16 protein-coding genes are annotated in these 17,214 nt (G+C 60.8%); 11 read left to right on the top strand and 5 right to left on the bottom strand.

Annotated features, from left to right (window positions below):
* Positions 1–114 precede the first annotated feature (114 nt).
* Both F475_RS28575 and F475_RS28570 read left to right on the top strand, forming a co-directional pair.
* Entirely contained in the window at positions 115–1,029 is a 915-nt protein-coding gene (locus F475_RS28575; RefSeq protein ID WP_111455325.1) for an alpha/beta hydrolase, read from the top strand.
* Positions 1,026–1,355, top strand: coding sequence for a hypothetical protein (locus F475_RS28570; protein ID WP_007940182.1), 330 nt, complete (start codon positions 1,026–1,028; stop codon positions 1,353–1,355). Before F475_RS28575 ends, F475_RS28570 begins: the two co-directional genes overlap by 4 nt.
* A 254-nt stretch (positions 1,356–1,609) precedes the next feature.
* Here the strand turns inward: F475_RS28570 and F475_RS28565 are convergent, their stop codons facing one another.
* From F475_RS28565 to F475_RS28555, 3 genes are all read right to left on the bottom strand, one after another.
* Positions 1,610–2,398 (bottom strand): OmpA family protein, encoded by a 789-nt coding sequence (locus F475_RS28565; protein ID WP_111455324.1) that lies wholly within the window; start codon positions 2,396–2,398, stop codon positions 1,610–1,612.
* Between the two features lie 56 nt (positions 2,399–2,454).
* A complete protein-coding gene (locus tag F475_RS28560; RefSeq protein ID WP_018926677.1) occupies positions 2,455–2,853 on the bottom strand; it encodes a DUF4398 domain-containing protein in 399 nt (132 codons plus the stop codon).
* 286 nt (positions 2,854–3,139) lie between these two features.
* Entirely contained in the window at positions 3,140–3,484 is a 345-nt protein-coding gene (locus F475_RS28555) for a hypothetical protein (protein ID WP_018926676.1), read from the bottom strand.
* A gap of 218 nt (positions 3,485–3,702) precedes the next feature.
* On the opposite strand from F475_RS28555, the gene ppc reads away from it, so the two are divergent.
* The 6 genes from ppc to F475_RS28525 all read left to right on the top strand — a co-directional run bounded on the left by ppc (position 3,703) and on the right by F475_RS28525 (position 10,346).
* A complete protein-coding gene (ppc, locus tag F475_RS28550) occupies positions 3,703–6,333 on the top strand; it encodes a phosphoenolpyruvate carboxylase (protein ID WP_111455323.1) in 2,631 nt (876 codons plus the stop codon).
* A gap of 303 nt (positions 6,334–6,636) precedes the next feature.
* Complete coding sequence (gene adk, locus F475_RS28545) at positions 6,637–7,284, top strand: adenylate kinase (RefSeq protein WP_018926674.1); 648 nt, start codon at positions 6,637–6,639, stop codon at positions 7,282–7,284.
* 93 nt (positions 7,285–7,377) lie between these two features.
* The gene (gene tsaB, locus F475_RS28540; protein ID WP_018926673.1) at positions 7,378–8,052 is read left to right on the top strand and encodes a tRNA (adenosine(37)-N6)-threonylcarbamoyltransferase complex dimerization subunit type 1 TsaB; all 675 of its coding nucleotides are present in this window, start codon (positions 7,378–7,380) and stop codon (positions 8,050–8,052) included.
* Positions 8,053–8,330: 278 nt separating this feature from the next.
* Entirely contained in the window at positions 8,331–8,636 is a 306-nt protein-coding gene (locus tag F475_RS28535) for a hypothetical protein (protein WP_007940187.1), read from the top strand.
* A complete protein-coding gene (locus F475_RS28530; RefSeq protein ID WP_111455322.1) occupies positions 8,633–9,493 on the top strand; it encodes a DUF72 domain-containing protein in 861 nt (286 codons plus the stop codon). Before F475_RS28535 ends, F475_RS28530 begins: the two co-directional genes overlap by 4 nt.
* Positions 9,494–9,524: 31 nt before the next feature.
* On the top strand, positions 9,525–10,346 hold the full coding sequence (locus tag F475_RS28525; RefSeq protein WP_064616258.1) for an oxaloacetate decarboxylase: 822 nt from the start codon (positions 9,525–9,527) through the stop codon (positions 10,344–10,346).
* Positions 10,347–10,381: 35 nt separating this feature from the next.
* Here the strand turns inward: F475_RS28525 and F475_RS28520 are convergent, their stop codons facing one another.
* Entirely contained in the window at positions 10,382–11,002 is a 621-nt protein-coding gene (locus F475_RS28520; protein WP_019581603.1) for a hypothetical protein, read from the bottom strand.
* A 93-nt stretch (positions 11,003–11,095) separates the two neighbouring features.
* Between F475_RS28520 and F475_RS28515 the strand changes: the two genes are divergently transcribed.
* On the top strand, positions 11,096–11,878 hold the full coding sequence (locus F475_RS28515) for a class I SAM-dependent methyltransferase (protein ID WP_086946360.1): 783 nt from the start codon (positions 11,096–11,098) through the stop codon (positions 11,876–11,878).
* A gap of 64 nt (positions 11,879–11,942) precedes the next feature.
* Here the strand turns inward: F475_RS28515 and F475_RS28510 are convergent, their stop codons facing one another.
* Positions 11,943–12,587, bottom strand: coding sequence for a TetR/AcrR family transcriptional regulator (locus tag F475_RS28510; RefSeq protein ID WP_018926667.1), 645 nt, complete (start codon positions 12,585–12,587; stop codon positions 11,943–11,945).
* A 94-nt stretch (positions 12,588–12,681) separates the two neighbouring features.
* Between F475_RS28510 and F475_RS28505 the strand changes: the two genes are divergently transcribed.
* Positions 12,682–13,782: an efflux RND transporter periplasmic adaptor subunit gene (locus F475_RS28505; RefSeq protein ID WP_111455321.1), complete on the top strand. Its 1,101-nt coding sequence runs from the start codon at positions 12,682–12,684 to the stop codon at positions 13,780–13,782.
* Positions 13,783–13,788: 6 nt separating this feature from the next.
* Positions 13,789–16,860, top strand: coding sequence for an efflux RND transporter permease subunit (locus F475_RS28500; RefSeq protein ID WP_111455320.1), 3,072 nt, complete (start codon positions 13,789–13,791; stop codon positions 16,858–16,860).
* The last annotated feature ends 354 nt before the right edge of the window (positions 16,861–17,214 follow it).

Raw genomic sequence — 17,214 nt, 5'->3', positions numbered from 1 at the left:
GCTCTGCGTGGGAATGCCGCCATGGACGCTCCGCGTCCACTGTGACGCAGAGCGTCACGGTATGCACTCCCACGCGGAGCATGGGAACGATCACCCACATTGAGGCTTCACCGGATGAGAATCCTCGGCATTTTCTGCCTGCTCCTGGCCCTCGGCGGTTGCAGCTCTTTGCTGTTCTACCCAGAGCCCGGCCAGCCATTCACCCCGGAAAAAGCCAAGCTCGACTATCGCGACGTTACCCTGACCACTGCCGACGGCCTCAAGCTGCATGGCTGGTGGCTGCCGGCGAAAAAAGGCGTCGAAGTCAGAGGCACTGTGCTGCATCTGCACGGTAACGGCGGCAACCTGGCGTGGCATCTGGGTGCGAGCTGGTGGTTGCCGAAGCAGGGCTATCAGGTGTTGCTGGTGGACTATCGCGGGTACGGATTGTCCGAAGGTAAGCCGGCGTTGCCGGAGATTTATCAGGACATCGACGCCGCCTTCACATGGCTCGACCAGGCGCCGGAGGTCAAGGGCAAGCCGTTGATCCTTCTCGGTCAGAGCCTTGGCGGTTCGATGGCCGTGCATTACCTGGCCCAGCATCCCGAGCGCCAGCGGCAACTCAAGGCTTTCGTGCTCGATGGCGTGCCTGCCAGCTACCGCGATGTCGGGCGTTTCGCCCTCAGCACCTCCTGGATGACCTGGCCGTTCCAGGTGCCGTTGTCCTGGCTGGTGCCGGATGGCGATAGCGCGATCCGTTCCATGACGCAGCTCAATGGTGTACCGAAACTGATCTATCACAGTATCGATGATCAGCTGGTGCCCCTTTCCAACGGCATCCGACTGTATCAAGCTGCGCCGCCGCCGCGAGTGCTGCAACTGACCCGGGGCGGTCATGTGCAAACCTTCGCCGACCCGGTCTGGCGAAAAGTCATGCTGCGTTACCTCGAAGACCCGCAGCATTTCAACGGCCTGCGCCGCCTGGGTGAAATTCCGAATTACCCGGCACCCCCGAATTCTGAAGATGAACCACCAGAGAGTCCGCAATGAGTGAAGAACGTAACGCCATCCCGCTGATCATCACCGGTATTTGCAGCATCCTCGGCACCGTCGGGGCCCTGTGGTGGTACGGCTACCTGCACTTCGCCAAACCCGAGGATGCGTTGCTGCTCAGCGACTTCACCATGCTCAAGACCGTGCCGGGCGAAGACTACAAAATCTCCCTGGAACCGGCCGCGCAAGTGGCGCAGTGCATCGATGGCGTACTGGTGATGTTTGATACCGAACAGAAAGGCCTGACCGGCGTACTGGTCAACAACAAGAAAAAAGCCGTGCGCTGCATGGGCCAGGAAACCCCGCAAAAACTCGAACAGTAAAATCCCACCTCCATTGGCAATGATGAACCCTTGTGGCGAGGGGGCTTGCCCCCGTTGGGTCGCGAAGCGGCCCTAAAACCTGCATTCGCGTTTTGTCAGGTACACCTTGCGGGATGGTTTCACGACTGCTTCGCAGCCGAACGGGGGCAAGCCCCCTCGCCACAGGGTTGCTTGGACCCAAGACAAGTGTTCGATCAATAAGAAGCCCCGCCTGATCCGATCAGGCGGGGCTTTTGTGTTTCAGCAGGTGAAACTTAGTTCGAGCTGATAGCCGAACGCGGTATCACCGGCTGGTTGTCGTTGGAAATGGTCACTTCCACCCGACGGTTCATCGCACGGCCGGAGACGCTGGTGTTTTCGGCCACTGGGTATTCCTTGCCATAACCCTGGACCACGATGCGCGCCGGGTCGACACCCATCTTGATCAGGGCCACTTGCACCGAGGTCGCGCGCCGCTCGGACAGCGACTGGTTGTACGACGCCGCGCCGGTGCTGTCGGTGTAGCCTTCGACAATCACTTTACGGTCGGGGTTTTCCTGAAGGAACTGCGCCAGTTTGTTGATGTTCACCAAGCCGCTGGGTTTCAGGTCGGCCTTGTTGGTGGCGAATAGTACGTCACCGAACGTTACCAGCGTGCCGCGATCGGTCTGTTTGGCGTTGAGGCTGGCCTGCAATTGTTTGATCTGCTGGTCGCGGGCATCCAGACGCGCCTGGGCTCGCTGAGCCGCGGCGTTCTTCAGGTTGTTTTCCGCGGTGCGCAGGGCGATGGTCTGCTTGGCCACTTCAACACGCTGGTTGGTCAGGTAAGCCAGTTGGTCGACCTTGTTCTGGTCTTCCTTGTCCTGGTAAGCCTTGTCGGCCTTGTCCAGGTAATCGCTGGCGTCTTTGGTTTCCAGTGCCGCGACTTTGCTGGCTTGCGGGTTGGCTTGCAGGCCGGCGTAGTTGGTGCGGGCTTGCTCCAGGTTGGTGTTGGGCGGTGTGGAGCAGGCAGCCAGTGCAATGCTTGCGGCCAGGAGGGCGGGTATCATCAGTTGTTTGCGCATGGTGGTTCGTCCTTTCTATCGATAAAAGTGTCAGGCCTGAAAATCGGGATGCGCGCTCACTGCACGGTGCGCTGACTTTCCTGACGCAGTTCCTGAACACCTTTCTGTGAGTCCTTTACAGCCTGTTCGGCTTTCATCGCCTGGGCTTTGCGTTCTGCCACTCGGGCGTCCCACTCGGCCTGTTCGGCGAGCATTTTGGCTTCGTCATACTTTTTGTCGTGCATGGCGATTTCGGCTTGTTTGAGCTTGTCCTGAGCGGACTTCATTTCCACTGCGGCGAATTCGGTGCCTCCGGCGCTGACGGCACTGTTCACGGTCGATTGAGTCACGGCGTATTGCTCGGTGGGCGGGTTGCCGGCGCATCCGGCCAGAACCAAACTGCTGCCGATGGCCAGGGCCGCCAGTTTGAGACCGCGCAGGTGGGTGGACGAGGATGAAGCAGTGCTGGTCTTCATGGTTTCAACTCCGTTGGATAACTCCTGAAATACATCTGAATCCATCCTGGGCAAGGAGCCGCAACCTTCGATTTCCAGAGCATTTTGAAACGGCCGTCCCAGGCGTGGTTACTGGGTTGACCCGAGGCGTTTTTTAAAAGTTCAGAGAAAATGGCCTTTCGCCCGAAAAAACTTTGACCTGACGGACAAGGCTCTAAATCGGGAACTTTAGTCGTACGCAGGGGTATTCCCGGCCCTGCACGGGCCAGGAAATACGTATTTCCGGAAGGGGAGCAAGACGCGCAAATCAGTGTTTTGGCTTGTCGTTTTCGGTCGACAAATCGTGCAAATGACGACGGGACAAGGCGAGAAAACGCGGGGTTGGACCGACGTCTTCGTACAGCGGATCGCCTTCTTCATCGGTGGCGACCACCGTTGACCCTTTCACATACGGAAAGCTCGCTTCGAGCTCTTCCAGGGCGGCGCCGATCAATTCTCCGAGCAGTTCTTCAGGGTGCCGCTTGGGGTACATATCGATAATCGCCGCCAGCCGTGCGGCGGCTTCCACGTCCAGACGAATCGTATAGCCAGTGTCGGTCAGGCGACCCTTGGCGTTTTCTTCCCAGTGCTTGGCGAGCTCGCGGATTTTCATAATGACCTCATTACGCACCTGCTCATGGCAGGCCGGGTGAGTGTCCGGCGGTGGCCGGTGGTAAGCCGTTGTACGGCTTGTGTTGAGACTAGCTGCAAGGCTTGAAGTTTGACGTCTCCTTGCCTCTGCTTGTAAGAACCGCTTTACAACGGCACTCTCTATTTCAAAGCCTCTAATACCAAAGCATAGCCGCCCGGATTTTCGCTGGAGAACTGCTGATGACCGATATTGATGCACGCTTGCGCGAGGACGTTCACCTGTTGGGTGAGCTATTGGGCAACACCATTCGCGAGCAGTACGGGGATGGCTTTATCGACAAGATCGAGCAAATCCGCAAAGGCGCCAAGGCCGACCGTCGCGGTTCGATGGATGCCGAACTCAGCGCCAGCCTCAACCAGTTGAGCGAGGACGAATTGCTGCCGGTGGCGCGGGCGTTCAACCAGTTCCTCAACCTGGCCAATATCGCCGAGCAATATCAGCTGATTCACCGCCGCGAAGAGTCACAACCCGCGCCGTTCGAGGCCCGGGTGTTGCCGGAGCTGCTCACTCGCCTGTTGGCTGCGGGGCATGACGCCGAATCCTTGGCCCGGCAATTGGGGCGGGTGGACATCGAGCTGGTATTGACGGCGCACCCCACCGAAGTGGCGCGACGCACACTGATCCAGAAATACGACGCGATCGCCGCGCAATTGGCGGCCCTGGATCATCGCGACCTGACCGGCGCCGAGCGCGAGCAGATCAAGACCACCTTGCAGCGCCTGATCGCCGAAGCCTGGCACACCGAAGAAATCCGCCGCACCCGCCCGACACCTGTAGACGAAGCCAAGTGGGGCTTTGCGGTGATCGAGCATTCGCTGTGGCAGGCGATTCCCAACTATTTGCGCAAGGCCGACCAGGCCCTACATGCCGCCACCGGCCTGCACCTGCCGCTGGAGGCCGCGCCGATTCGCTTCGCCTCGTGGATGGGCGGCGACCGCGACGGTAACCCCAACGTCACCGCCGCCGTGACCCGCGAAGTATTGTTGCTGGCTCGCTGGATGGCTGCCGATTTGTATGTGCGCGATGTCGATCACCTCGCCGCCGAATTGTCGATGCAACAGGCCAGCGACGCCCTGAAAGCCAAGGCTGGCGACAGCGCCGAGCCTTACCGCGCGGTACTCAAACAGCTGCGTGAGCGCCTGCGCGCAACCCGTAATTGGGCCCAGGCCTCCCTGACGGCCACCACGCCGGCGTCCGCCGATGTGCTGCAAAACAACCGCGACCTGCTGGACCCGTTGGAGCTGTGTTACCACTCGCTGCATGAATGCGGCATGGGCGTTATCGCCGATGGCCCGTTGCTCGACTGCCTGCGCCGAGCGGTGACGTTCGGGCTGTTTCTGGTGCGCCTCGATGTGCGACAGGACTCGTCGCGCCACACCGCGGCCATGACCGAAATCACCGATTACCTCGGCCTGGGTCGTTATGAAGACTGGAGCGAAGAGGAGCGCATCGCCTTCCTGATGCGCGAACTGAACAATCGCCGGCCGTTGCTGCCGGCCTACTTCAAGCCGTCTGCCGACACCGCCGAAGTGCTGGCGACGTGCCGGGAAATCGCTGCCGCTCCGGGGGCTTCCCTCGGCTCGTATGTGATTTCCATGGCTGGCGCTGCTTCCGACGTGCTGGCCGTGCAGTTGCTGCTCAAGGAATCCGGCGTATTGCGGCCGATGCGTGTGGTGCCGCTGTTCGAAACCCTCGCCGACCTCGATAACGCCGGCCCGGTGATCGAAAAACTGTTGTTGCTGCCGGGTTATCGCTCGCGCCTGCAAGGGCCGCAGGAAGTGATGATCGGTTATTCCGACTCGGCCAAGGACGCCGGCACTACGGCGGCGGCCTGGGCGCAGTATCGGGCGCAGGAGCGTCTGGTGGATATTTGCCGGGAGCAACAAGTGGAGCTGCTGTTGTTCCACGGCCGTGGCGGCACCGTGGGCCGAGGTGGTGGCCCGGCGCACGCGGCGATTCTGTCGCAGCCGCCGGGGTCGGTGGCAGGGCGTTTCCGCACCACCGAGCAGGGGGAAATGATTCGTTTCAAATTCGGCCTGCCGGACATCGCCGAGCAAAACCTCAATCTGTACCTGGCGGCGGTGCTGGAAGCGACCTTGCTGCCGCCACCACCTCCTACGCCTGCCTGGCGCCATTTGATGGACGAACTGGCCGCCGATGGGGTCAAGGCTTACCGCGCCGTGGTGCGGGAAAATCCGCAGTTCGTCGAGTATTTCCGCCAGTCCACCCCGGAGCAGGAGTTGGGGCGCTTACCGTTGGGCAGCCGCCCGGCCAAGCGCCGCGCCGGCGGCATCGAAAGCCTGCGCGCCATTCCGTGGATTTTCGGCTGGACCCAGACGCGCCTGATGTTGCCGGCCTGGCTCGGCTGGGAAACGGCGCTGAGCAAGGCGCTGGAGCGCGGCGAAGGGGAGCTGCTGGGGCAGATGCGCGAGCAATGGCCGTTCTTCCGCACCCGCATCGATATGCTGGAAATGGTGCTGGCCAAGGCCGACGCCGATATCGCCCAGTCTTACGACGAGCGTCTGGTCGAGCCGGATCTGCTCCCTTTGGGTGCGCATTTACGCGACCTATTGTCGCAGGCCTGTGCGGTGGTCCTGGGGCTGACGGGTCAGTCCCAGCTACTGGCACATAGCCCAGACACCCTTGAATTCATCCGCCTGCGCAACACCTACCTCGACCCGCTGCATCTATTGCAGGCCGAACTGTTGGCCCGTTCGCGGCAGCAGGATGAAGCGCAGGGCAGCCCGGTAGAACAGGCGTTGCTGGTGTCTGTGGCGGGGATTGCCGCCGGTTTGCGAAATACCGGCTAAGGTTTTCGTCATAGGGAACAGGCACCTGGCGCGAGCGTCGAGTGCCTGTCGGCGAGCGGTTGAGAAGGTCTGTCAGGCGACAGTTAATGACGGGGTTGCGACTTGGGGTACCCCTTCGAAAGGGCACGTCCTGCGCAGGTTTCTCCGACTTTCGGCGGCTTGTGTGGGCAGGGCCTGCTGTGTATCTTGATCAGCCTTTGGCCGTTTGGGCGGTCACGACCCTATTTTTTGAGATTGGCCCTACGAGGCGAATCCTTTGTTTTGTTTAAGTAATTCTAAATAAAAAATTGAGGAGCACATCTAATGCGCGTCATTCTGCTGGGAGCTCCCGGGGCCGGTAAAGGTACTCAGGCTAAGTTCATCACCGAAAAGTTCGGCATTCCGCAAATCTCTACCGGTGACATGCTGCGTGCTGCTGTAAAAGCCGGCACCGAGCTGGGCATCAAAGCCAAAAGCATCATGGATGCCGGTGGTCTGGTCTCCGACGATCTGATTATCGCTTTGGTCAAGGACCGTATCGCGCAGCCTGACTGTGCCAACGGTTTCCTGTTCGACGGTTTCCCGCGCACCATTCCGCAAGCTGAAGCGTTGGTAGAAGCTGGCGTGGAACTGGACAACGTGGTCGAAATCGCCGTCGATGACGAAGAGATCGTTCAGCGTATCGCCGGTCGTCGCGTTCACGAGGCCAGCGGCCGCGTGTACCACACCGTGTACAACCCGCCGAAAATCGCCGGTAAAGACGACATCACCGGTGAAGAGCTGGTGCAGCGCAAGGACGACACCGAAGAAACCGTGCGTCATCGCCTGTCGGTCTACCACTCCCAGACCAAACCTCTGGTGGAGTTCTACCAAGGCCTGGCCGCTGCTCAGGGCAAGCCGAAGTACAGCCATATTCCTGGTGTTGGCTCGGTTGAGACGATTACCGGCAAGGTGCTTGAAGCACTGAGCTGAAAAGTCTGATCGGCTTCATCTTCTACGGCCCGCTTGCGGGCCGTAGTTGTTTATACTGGCGCACTTTTTCTGATCTCTCTTACGGATACATCGATGAGCACCTTGCTGGCCCTGGACACCGCGACTGAAGCTTGCTCCGTTGCCTTGCTGCATGACGGCAAGGTCACGAGCCATTACGAGGTGATCCCGCGCCTGCATGCGCAGAAGCTGTTGCCGATGATTCAGCAACTGCTGGCCGATGCCGGGACCACGCTGCAAGCGGTCGACGCCATTGCGTTCGGTCGTGGGCCGGGCGCGTTTACCGGTGTGCGGATCGCCATTGGCGTGGTGCAAGGGCTGGCGTTTGCGCTGGACCGTCCGGTGTTGCCGGTCTCCAACCTCGCGGTGCTCGCCCAGCGGGCTTATCGCGAACACGGCGTCAGCCAGGTCGCGGCAGCCATCGATGCGCGTATGGATGAGGTGTATTGGGGCTGCTACCGCGAAACGGCGGGGGAGATGCGGCTGGTGGGCAACGAAGCGGTATTGCCACCGGAAGCCGCCGCGTTGCCGGTCGATGCCAGCGGCGAGTGGTTCGGCGCGGGCACCGGTTGGGGTTATGCCGAGCGTATTGCAGTGAACCTGAGCGGCCAGGACGCGAGCATGCTGCCCCACGCCGAGGATCTGCTGACCCTGGCGCGTTTCGCCTGGGAACGCGGTGAAGCGATCGTGGCCGATCAGGCGCAGCCGGTGTATCTGCGCGATAAAGTCGCGACGCCGAAAGCGCGTTGATCCCGGTTGTCCTGTGGCGAGGGAGCTTGCTCCCGTTCGGCTGCGGAGCAGCCGTAGAACCTGACGGCGCGATGTATCTGACTGCGCGTGGGGGGCAGCTTCGCAGCCCAGCGGGAGCAAGCTCCCTCGCCACAAAGTGTTCCAACCGCAGCTAATCATCAGTTTCTGCCCGCCGCTTTTAAACCTTTTCGCTTTTCTGTGTTCTAGTTATCACTCGGCGGTTTGCGAAGTGGGTAATGCGCCACTAAACTGCCATCATCGATACCGAGCATGCACTTATGCGTATAGACGGCGTTTCCTCCCAGTCCTACCCAATCAAGCGCAAGCCTCGTAAAGGCCATGTGTCTGAGGATGACTCCGTCGATATCGACGGCGAGCTGGAATTCCCTACCGAAGAGCAATTGGCCGCCCGCGCCGCCAAAGCCTCCGCGCAACGCCTGAGCAATCTTCCCGCGCGTCAACAAGACATGATTTATCACCGCGCCATGAGCAAAAGCGTGGCGATGGCACTGGCCAGTTACCTGAGCACGGCCACTTTTGTCGACTGGGATGCGGATGTGCTGGGTCTCGACCTGTACATCTGATGCTGCCTTATTACCTCGGCTGCCCGTCCTGGAGCGAAAACGCCTGGCGCGACTACTTGTATCCACAGGACGCCAGGCCCGCCGAGTTTCTTGATCTTTATTCTCAAGTGTTCAACGCCGTGGAAGGCAATACGACCTTCTACGCGAGCCCGGCTGCCGCCACCGTGCAGCGCTGGGCCGAGACCATGCCCGAACACTTTCGCTTCACCGCCAAATTCCCCGGCGACATCAGCCACAGCGGTGACCTGCGCGAACAATTGACCGCCACAGAAACTTTCCTGCAATTGCTCAGCCCTCTGGGGGAGCGGGTTTCGCCATTGTGGCTGCAATTGTCCAAAAGCTTTACCCCGCAACGACTGTCGGAGCTGGCCGGTTTTATTGATGCGGTGGACCGGCCCTTGGCGGTCGAAGTGCGGCATGACGAGTTCTTTGCCAAGGGCGATGCCGAGCGAATGCTCAATCGCCTGCTGCTGGATCGTGGCGTCGAGCGCATCTGCCTCGATCCGCGCGCGCTGTTCAGCTGCACCTCGACCAATCCTTCGGTACTCCACGCCCAATCGAAAAAGCCCAGGGTGCCGCCTCGCCCTGCGGCGTTCACTCAGTTTCCACAGGTGCGTTTCATCGGCCACCCCGAACTTGAAGCCAACGATCCGTTCCTGGTGCCATGGGTCGAGAAAATCGCCGTCTGGATCGAAGAGGGCCGCACGCCGTATATCTTTCTGCACACCGCCGATAACCTGCTGGCGGCGAAACTGGCACAACGTTTTCACGCACAACTGATGCAGCGTTTGCCTGGCCTGCCGCCGCTGCCTGAGCTATACAGAGAACCCGCCGCCGAGCAACTTGGTTTGCTCTGAAGCGGGTTTTCCCTTTTTCAGGAGTCTGCCAATGGATGCGCAAACCCTTCGAGCCCAGGCGTTCAAAGCACTGCACGAACGCGAGGGCGCCTTTGTCATTCCCAACCCCTGGGACGCCGGCTCAGCGAAAATGCTTGCCAGCCTGGGCTTCGAGGCACTGGCAACCACCAGCGCCGGTTATGCCTTTTCCCGGGGCCGTCCTGATGGCGGGCTGACGCTCGACGATACCCTGGCAAACGTTGAGGCGATTGTTGCGGCCACTGATTTGCCGGTCGCGGTGGATCTCGAAAACGGCTTTGCCGACGCTCCTGCCGAGTGCGCCCAAAGTATTCTGCGGGCCGCTCAGGCCGGTGCCGTAGGCGGTTCGATCGAGGATGCCACCGGGCGTGAAGACGGTCCGATCTACTGCTTCGAGCATGCCGTGGCGCGTATCGAAGCCGCTGTCGCAGCAGCGCGCAGTTTGCCTTTCCCCTTCACGTTGACGGCGCGTGCCGAGAACTATTTGCACGGCAATCCTGACCTCGACGACACCATTCGCCGTTTGCGGGCATTCGCCGAGGCCGGCGCGGACGTGCTTTACGCCCCAGGCCTGCGCAATGCCGAAGAGGTCTTGGCGGTGGTTCGCGCCGTGGCACCGAAACCGGTGAATGTGTTGATGTCCGGCGGGCTCAAGCTGACGGTTGCGCAGTTGAGCGAAATGGGCGTCAAGCGCATCAGCGTCGGTTCGGCCCTGGCTTTGGCAGCGTATGGCGAGTTCTTGCGCGCGGCCGAGGAAATCCAGCAACACGGGACCTTTGGCTTCACTTCCCGGTCGATGCCGTTCCAGAAGGCCAATCAATTCTTCAAAGGCTGACGAGGTCGGGCCGTGATGGCTGCGCCGCTGAGGGGTTATGCGGCGATGCGCAGGTTTTGCAGAACGATCGGGCGCGCCCAGCCGTTATCGAAATCGAGTTGTTTCTGTTGTTCCACCAGTTCTTGCGGTGAGAACGGCGGGAACGGTTTGTCCAGCAGGTCGAGTTCGAACTCGGCGATTGGCAAGTGCAGCGGACGCGGTTGCGGCGCGGCACCAGGCTCGGGCAGCGGTTGACCGGCGGTGAGCACGATCGGGCGAACCCAGCCGCTTTCGAAGTCCTGCTGTTTCTGTTGCGCGACGATTTCTTCCGGCGGGAACGGTGGGAACGGTTTATCGGCCAGGTCCATTTCGAACTCGGCAATTGGCAGGAACAATGGCTCCGGCGGACGGACTTCGGTTTCTTTCACATCACATTCGCGCTGGGAAATGATGTGCGCCAGCAGCTCGCTGCCGACGGTCGGTTCGACCGGGCTGTCGAGATCGACCGGCGGAAAGTTGAGTGACGCCGGCACCACATCGCCCGACTGATCGGCCAGGGCCTGGGCAAAAAAATCCTGCCACAGGTGACTGACGCCGCTCAGTGCTTGGGAATTTCGCAGGCCAAAATCGCCGTGGGGCGAGATGTAACCTATCGATGTGCGTTGAATGCCTGACATTTTTCTCGGTCGACGCTCAGCTCTGGCAAAATGCTCGATAGTTTGGTTATCGGCCGTTTTTGCCGATCATTAATTTTTTGAGCGTGTTTTCCCATGATTGAGCAACCTGCGGCCTGCCGCATCCATGTCGAAGCCTTGGGCGCGACGTTCCAGCCACAGGCCGAGCAATGGGCCGAGCGCCTGGGTTTGCCGTTGCAGGTGGATGACGGCGAGTTTGCCCTGCAGGTGGGCGAGCAGGGTTTGCAACTGCAACAACTGGGGCCGGATGCACCGGGGCCGGTGCGGGTCGACTTCGTCGAGGGTGGCGCGGCCCATCGTCGGTTGTACGGCGGCGGCAGCGGTCAGATGATCGCCAAGGCGGTCGGCATCGCCCAGGGCGTGCGGCCACGGGTGCTGGACGCCACGGCCGGGCTGGGCAAGGACGCGTTCGTGCTGGCCAGCCTGGGCTGCGAGATGAGCCTGATCGAGCGCCAGCCGCTGATCGGCGCCTTGCTTGAAGATGGTCTGGCACGCGGCGCGGAAGATTTCGACGTAGCGCCGATCGTGGCGCGGATGCGTTTGCTCAAGGGCAATTCGATCGAGGTGATGCGCAACTGGGAAGGCGAACCGCCGCAGGTGATCTACCTCGACCCGATGTTTCCCCATCGTGAGAAAACCGCGTTGGTGAAGAAGGAAATGCGTCTGTTCCGGCCGCTGGTCGGCGATGATCCGGATGCGCCGGCCCTGCTCGCAGCGGCCTTGGCCCTGGCCAGCCACCGGGTGGTGGTCAAACGCCCGCGCAAGGCGCCGTGCATCGATGGGCCGAAGCCAAGCCATGCGCTGGACGGCAAGTCCAGCCGGTATGACATTTATCCGAAGAAAGCGCTCAAGCCTTAAGATCGAGTCGCCTTCACTGATCGTTCCCACGCAGCGTGGGAACGATCATCACGCCAAATATCTATCAGGCCGACTCCGGCCGATACGCCCGCATAAACAATCCCACCACTTCCTGCACATGGGCTTCGGCCGCATCCCCGGTTACCGGTTCGCCACAGCCATACAGCAAGCGGAAATTCCCCGCGCCCTTGAGCAGGCAGAAGAAGTGTTCGGCGGCATTGCGCGGTTTATCGATGCTCAACACGCCACTCTGATCGATCTTGCTCAGCAAACGCTCCATGCCGTGCAGCACGCGTTCCGGCCCGGCCTCGAAGAAGATCTGTGCGAGTTTCGGGTCCTGGCTGCCCAGCGTCATCATCAGCCGGTGCAGGTTCACCGATTCGTCGCTGTTGATCAGTTGATGAAAGCCGTGTGCGATGTTCAGCAGCACGGTTTCCACGGCGACGCCGTCCGGCAATTCAAAAACCAGCGGAGGCAATTGCTCCTCGCATTTGGCCACGACAGCGGAAGAGAACAGCGTCTCCTTGTCGTTGAAATGGCTGTAGACCGTCAGCTTCGACACGCCGGCCTCAGTCGCTACGGCATCCATGCTGGTGTTGGCGTATCCCTTACTCAAAAACAGGATTTTCGCCGCGTCGAGGATTGCCCGGCGCTTGGCCAGATCCTTGGGACGGCCCGGACCGCTGGGGGTGGAAAGATTGTCTGACATTCTTCGCTTTTAATACTGGACTGGTGAGTTTGCTATTAATAACATACTGGTCAGTATAATTATTCCAAGCACCATTAGCGAAAGGTCGTTCACCATGCTGCGCTTTGCCTTGCCCCTCGCGTTGCCGGTCAGTCTGGCTTTTTTATTGTCGGCATGTGGCCATGAAGAAGCCCCTCCGGTCAGCGTGCGCCCGGCCATGGTGGTACAGCCAGAGCCCTCGGCCCAGGGAATGGAAAGCTATCCCGGCGAAGTTCGCGCGCGTTATGAGCCGGACCTTGCCTTCCGGATTGGCGGCAAAGTCAGCCGACGACTGGTCGAAGAAGGGCAGCGGGTCAAGGCTGACCAACCCCTGGCGGAACTCGATCCTCAGGACGTGCGCCTGCAACTGGAAGCCACCCGTGCCCAGGTCGCGGCTGCCGAAGCCAATCTGAACCTGGTGCGCGCCGAGCGTGATCGCTACAAGACCCTGATGGAGCGGCAGATGGTCAGCCGTTCGCAGTACGACAACGCGGAAAACCTCTACCGCTCCGGTGAGGCCCGCCTCAAGCAAATCAAAGCCGAATTCAACGTTTCGACCAATCAGGCCAGTTACGCGGTGCTGCGTGCGCCGCAGGATGGCGTGGTGGCCAAGCGTGCGGTTGAAGTCGGGCAAGTGGTGGCGGCCGGGCAAACCGTGTTTACCCTGGCCACCGATGGCGAGCGCGAAGTATTGATCAGCCTGCCGGAGCAGAGCTTCGGCCGCTTCAAGGTCGGTCAGCCGGTCTCGGTGGAGCTCTGGACCCAACCCGATCAGCGTTTCCCTGGGCAGATCCGTGAGTTGTCGCCTGCCGCCGATCCTAAATCCCGCACTTTTGCCGCCCGTATCGCTTTTACCGCCGGCAAGGTTCCCGCCGAACTCGGCCAGAGCGCCCGGGTGTTCATCCAGACTGCCGAAGTGGTGCCGTTGTCAGTGCCGCTGTCGGCCCTCACCGCAGAAAACGGCGCCACCTACGTGTGGGTGGTCGGCGCCAACAACACCTTGAAAAAAGTCCCGGTGCGGGTCGGTGCATTTGGCGAGAAAACCGTGCCGGTGCTCGAGGGACTGAACGCCAGCGACTGGGTGGTGGCGGCCGGTGTTCATGTGCTTCACGACGGGCAGCAAGTGCGCCCGGTGGATCGCTCCAATCGCGTGGTCAATCTGGCGCACAAGGAGTAATCCCCGATGGGTTTCAATCTATCCGAATGGGCGCTGCGTAACCGCCAGATCGTACTGTTCCTGATGCTCCTGCTGGCTGTGGTCGGGGCGTTGTCCTACACCAAGCTTGGCCAAAGCGAAGACCCGCCGTTCACCTTCAAGGCCATGGTAATTCGTACCAACTGGCCGGGGGCCACGGCCGAAGAAGTGGCGCGCCAGGTCACCGAGCGTATTGAAAAGAAACTGATGGAAACCGGGGAGTACGAACGGATCACCTCGTTCTCCCGCCCGGGCGAGTCCCAGGTGACGTTCATGGCGCGCGATTCCATGCATTCGGTGGATATCCCGGACCTCTGGTATCAGGTCCGCAAGAAGATCGGCGATATTCGCCAGACCCTGCCACCGGGAATCCAGGGCCCGTTTTTCAACGATGAATTCGGCACCACGTTCGGCAACATCTACGCCCTGACCGGCGAGGGCTTTGATTACGCAGTGCTCAAGGATTACGCCGACCGCATCCAGATCCAGCTGCAACGGGTCAAGGATGTGGGCAAGGTCGACCTGCTCGGGTTGCAGGACGAGAAGGTCTGGATCGAACTCTCCAACGTTAAACTGGCCACCCTCGGGGTGCCGCTGGCGGCGGTGCAGCAGGCACTTGAAGAACAGAACGCGATGTCCACCGCCGGCTTCTTCGAAACCACCAGCGAGCGTTTGCAGCTACGGGTCTCGGGGAATTTTCAGACGGTCGACGAGATCAAGAACTTCCCGATTCGCGTTGCAGATCGCACGTTCCGCATCGGTGATGTGGCGGACGTTCGTCGTGGCTTCAACGATCCACCGGCGCCGCGCATGCGCTTCATGGCTGAAGACGCCATCGGTCTGGCGGTGGCCATGAAGGACGGTGGCGATATTCTGGTATTGGGCAAGGCGCTGGAAATCGAGTTCGCCCGGATTCAGCAAAACCTGCCGGCCGGCATGCAGTTGCGCAAAGTCTCCGATCAACCCGCCGCGGTGAAAACCGGTGTGGGCGAGTTCGTTCAGGTGCTGGTGGAGGCCCTGGCGATTGTGTTGCTGGTGAGCTTCTTCTCCCTCGGCGTGCGCACCGGCATGGTCGTAGCGCTGGCGATACCGCTGGTGTTGGCGATGACGTTCGCCTGCATGTATTACTTAGGGATAGGCCTGCACAAGATTTCCCTCGGCGCGCTGGTGCTGGCGCTGGGCTTGCTGGTGGATGATGCGATCATCGCCGTGGAAATGATGGCGATCAAAATGGAGCAGGGCTTCGACCGGATCAAGGCCGCCAGCTATGCCTGGACCAGCACCGCGTTCCCGATGCTCACCGGTACGTTGATCACCGCCGCCGGTTTCCTGCCGATCGCCACCGCGCAATCGGGCACCGGCGAGTACACCCGCTCGATCTTCCAGGTGGTGACCATTGCGCTACTGGCGTCGTGGGTGGCCGCCGTGGTTTTTGTGCCTTATCTGGGGGAGAAACTTCTGCCGGACCTGGCAAAAATTCACGCCGCCAAACACGGCGCCGGCGACGGCCAACCCGACCCTTACGGCACGCCGTTCTATCAGCGCGTCAGACGGCTGGTGGAGTGGTGCGTGCGCCGACGCAAAACGGTGATCGTGCTGACCATCGTGATGTTCGTCGCGTCCGTGGTGCTGTTCCGTTTCGTGCCGCAGCAGTTCTTCCCGGCATCGGGGCGACTGGAATTGATGGTTGATCTGAAACTCGCCGAAGGTGCCTCCCTGAGCAACACCGCCGAGGAGGTCAAGCGTCTCGAAGGCCTGCTCAAGGATCACGCCGGGATCGACAACTATGTGGCTTATGTCGGCACCGGTTCGCCGCGTTTCTACCTGCCGCTGGACCAGCAACTTCCGGCTGCAAGCTTTGCGCAATTTGTTGTCCTGGCCAAAACCATCGAAGACCGCGAAGCCCTGCGCACTTGGCTGATCGAAACCCTCAATGAACAATTCCCGGCCCTGCGCTCGCGGGTCACGCGTCTGGAAAACGGCCCGCCGGTTGGCTATCCGGTGCAGTTCCGGGTCACCGGTGAGAACATTGCGGACGTCCGCGCCCTGGCACGTAAAGTCGCGGCCAAGGTTCGCGAGAACCCACACGTGGCCAACGTGCATCTGGATTGGGAAGAGCCGAGCAAAGTCGTGTACCTGAACGTCGATCAGGATCGCGCGCGGGCGCTGGGCGTGAGCACGGCGAACCTCTCGGGGTTCCTGCGAAGCTCGCTGACCGGCTCCAGTGTCAGTCAGTACCGCGAAGACAACGAATTGATCGAGATCCTGCTGCGCGGCACGGTGCATGAGCGCACTGAACTGGCATTGCTGCCGAGCCTGGCCGTGCCGACCGACAACGGTCGCAGCGTGGCGCTGTCGCAGATTGCCACGCTGGAATACGGCTTTGAAGAAGGCATCATCTGGCACCGTAACCGCCTGCCCAACGTGACGGTTCGCGCCGACATCTACGGCAAGGAACAACCGGCGACACTGGTGCAGCAAATCATGCCGACCCTCGATCCGATCCGCGCCGAACTGCCGGACGGCTATCTGCTGGAAGTCGGCGGTACGGTGGAAGACTCGGCCCGTGGGCAGAACTCGGTGAAGGCCGGCGTGCCGCTGTTCATCGTGGTGGTGCTGACGTTGCTGATGCTGCAACTGCGCAGTTTCTCACGCACTGCCATGGTGTTTCTGACAGCGCCGCTGGGGTTGATCGGGGTGACGCTGTTCTTGATGGTGTTCCGTCAGCCGTTCGGTTTCGTCGCCATGCTCGGGACCATCGCGCTGTCCGGGATGATCATGCGTAACTCGGTGATTCTGGTGGATCAGATCGAGCAGGACATTGCTGCCGGGCTCAAGCCCTGGCAGGCGATCATCGAGGCGACGGTGCGACGTTTCCGGCCGATTGTGTTGACCGCGCTGGCGGCGGTGCTGGCGATGATTCCATTATCGCGCAGTGTGTTTTTCGGGCCGATGGCGGTGGCGATCATGGGCGGGCTGATTGTGGCGACGGCGTTGACGTTACTGTTCTTGCCGGCGTTGTATGCGGCTTGGTTCAGAGTGAAAAAAGAACCGGTTTGATCTTGGCGGCCTTCGGGCCGACCATGTTCTTGTTGGTGGTGTACATATCCATTTCTGCGGTAACGGCGGCTTATGGTTTCGCCCTTACGGCGACTCCCTTTTTTACAAGCGCCTAAAAAAGGAAGCAAAAAACGCTCGCCCCAAGCGTCCGGCCCCTCGCTAAGGCTCGGGGTTCCTTCGCTCCGGTATCCATCTGGGGGCATCGCCCTACGGTTGGCTTCGCTTCAACCTACATGCGATGTGTTCGACTGCGTCGAACGGCGCTGCGCGCCAATCCCCAGATGAACACCTCCACTCAGCCTCCCGAAGGGGCGGGTGAATCAAGATCAAAAGCGGCAGGCGAGCTAACGCTCG

Origin of the sequence: Pseudomonas sp. URMO17WK12:I6 (genome assembly GCF_003253625.1) — a bacterium.
Classification (GTDB): Bacteria; Pseudomonadota; Gammaproteobacteria; order Pseudomonadales; family Pseudomonadaceae; genus Aquipseudomonas.
This window is presented reverse-complemented; position numbering and strand designations above follow the sequence as displayed.

What these genes read in the sequence shown, in the direction of transcription:
- adk (WP_018926674.1), top strand. Translation starts at nt 6,637, where the DNA reads ATGCGCGTCATTCTGCTGGGAGCTCCCGGGGCCGGTAAAGGTACTCAG.
- F475_RS28570 (WP_007940182.1), top strand. Translation starts at nt 1,026, where the DNA reads ATGAGTGAAGAACGTAACGCCATCCCGCTGATCATCACCGGTATTTGC.
- F475_RS28555 (WP_018926676.1), bottom strand. Translation starts at nt 3,484, where the DNA reads ATGAAAATCCGCGAGCTCGCCAAGCACTGGGAAGAAAACGCCAAGGGT.
- F475_RS28560 (WP_018926677.1), bottom strand. Translation starts at nt 2,853, where the DNA reads ATGAAGACCAGCACTGCTTCATCCTCGTCCACCCACCTGCGCGGTCTC.
- F475_RS28500 (WP_111455320.1), top strand. Translation starts at nt 13,789, where the DNA reads ATGGGTTTCAATCTATCCGAATGGGCGCTGCGTAACCGCCAGATCGTA.
- tsaB (WP_018926673.1), top strand. Translation starts at nt 7,378, where the DNA reads ATGAGCACCTTGCTGGCCCTGGACACCGCGACTGAAGCTTGCTCCGTT.
- F475_RS28510 (WP_018926667.1), bottom strand. Translation starts at nt 12,587, where the DNA reads ATGTCAGACAATCTTTCCACCCCCAGCGGTCCGGGCCGTCCCAAGGAT.
- F475_RS28575 (WP_111455325.1), top strand. Translation starts at nt 115, where the DNA reads ATGAGAATCCTCGGCATTTTCTGCCTGCTCCTGGCCCTCGGCGGTTGC.
- F475_RS28525 (WP_064616258.1), top strand. Translation starts at nt 9,525, where the DNA reads ATGGATGCGCAAACCCTTCGAGCCCAGGCGTTCAAAGCACTGCACGAA.
- F475_RS28515 (WP_086946360.1), top strand. Translation starts at nt 11,096, where the DNA reads ATGATTGAGCAACCTGCGGCCTGCCGCATCCATGTCGAAGCCTTGGGC.
- F475_RS28520 (WP_019581603.1), bottom strand. Translation starts at nt 11,002, where the DNA reads ATGTCAGGCATTCAACGCACATCGATAGGTTACATCTCGCCCCACGGC.
- F475_RS28565 (WP_111455324.1), bottom strand. Translation starts at nt 2,398, where the DNA reads ATGCGCAAACAACTGATGATACCCGCCCTCCTGGCCGCAAGCATTGCA.
- F475_RS28535 (WP_007940187.1), top strand. Translation starts at nt 8,331, where the DNA reads ATGCGTATAGACGGCGTTTCCTCCCAGTCCTACCCAATCAAGCGCAAG.
- F475_RS28505 (WP_111455321.1), top strand. Translation starts at nt 12,682, where the DNA reads ATGCTGCGCTTTGCCTTGCCCCTCGCGTTGCCGGTCAGTCTGGCTTTT.
- ppc (WP_111455323.1), top strand. Translation starts at nt 3,703, where the DNA reads ATGACCGATATTGATGCACGCTTGCGCGAGGACGTTCACCTGTTGGGT.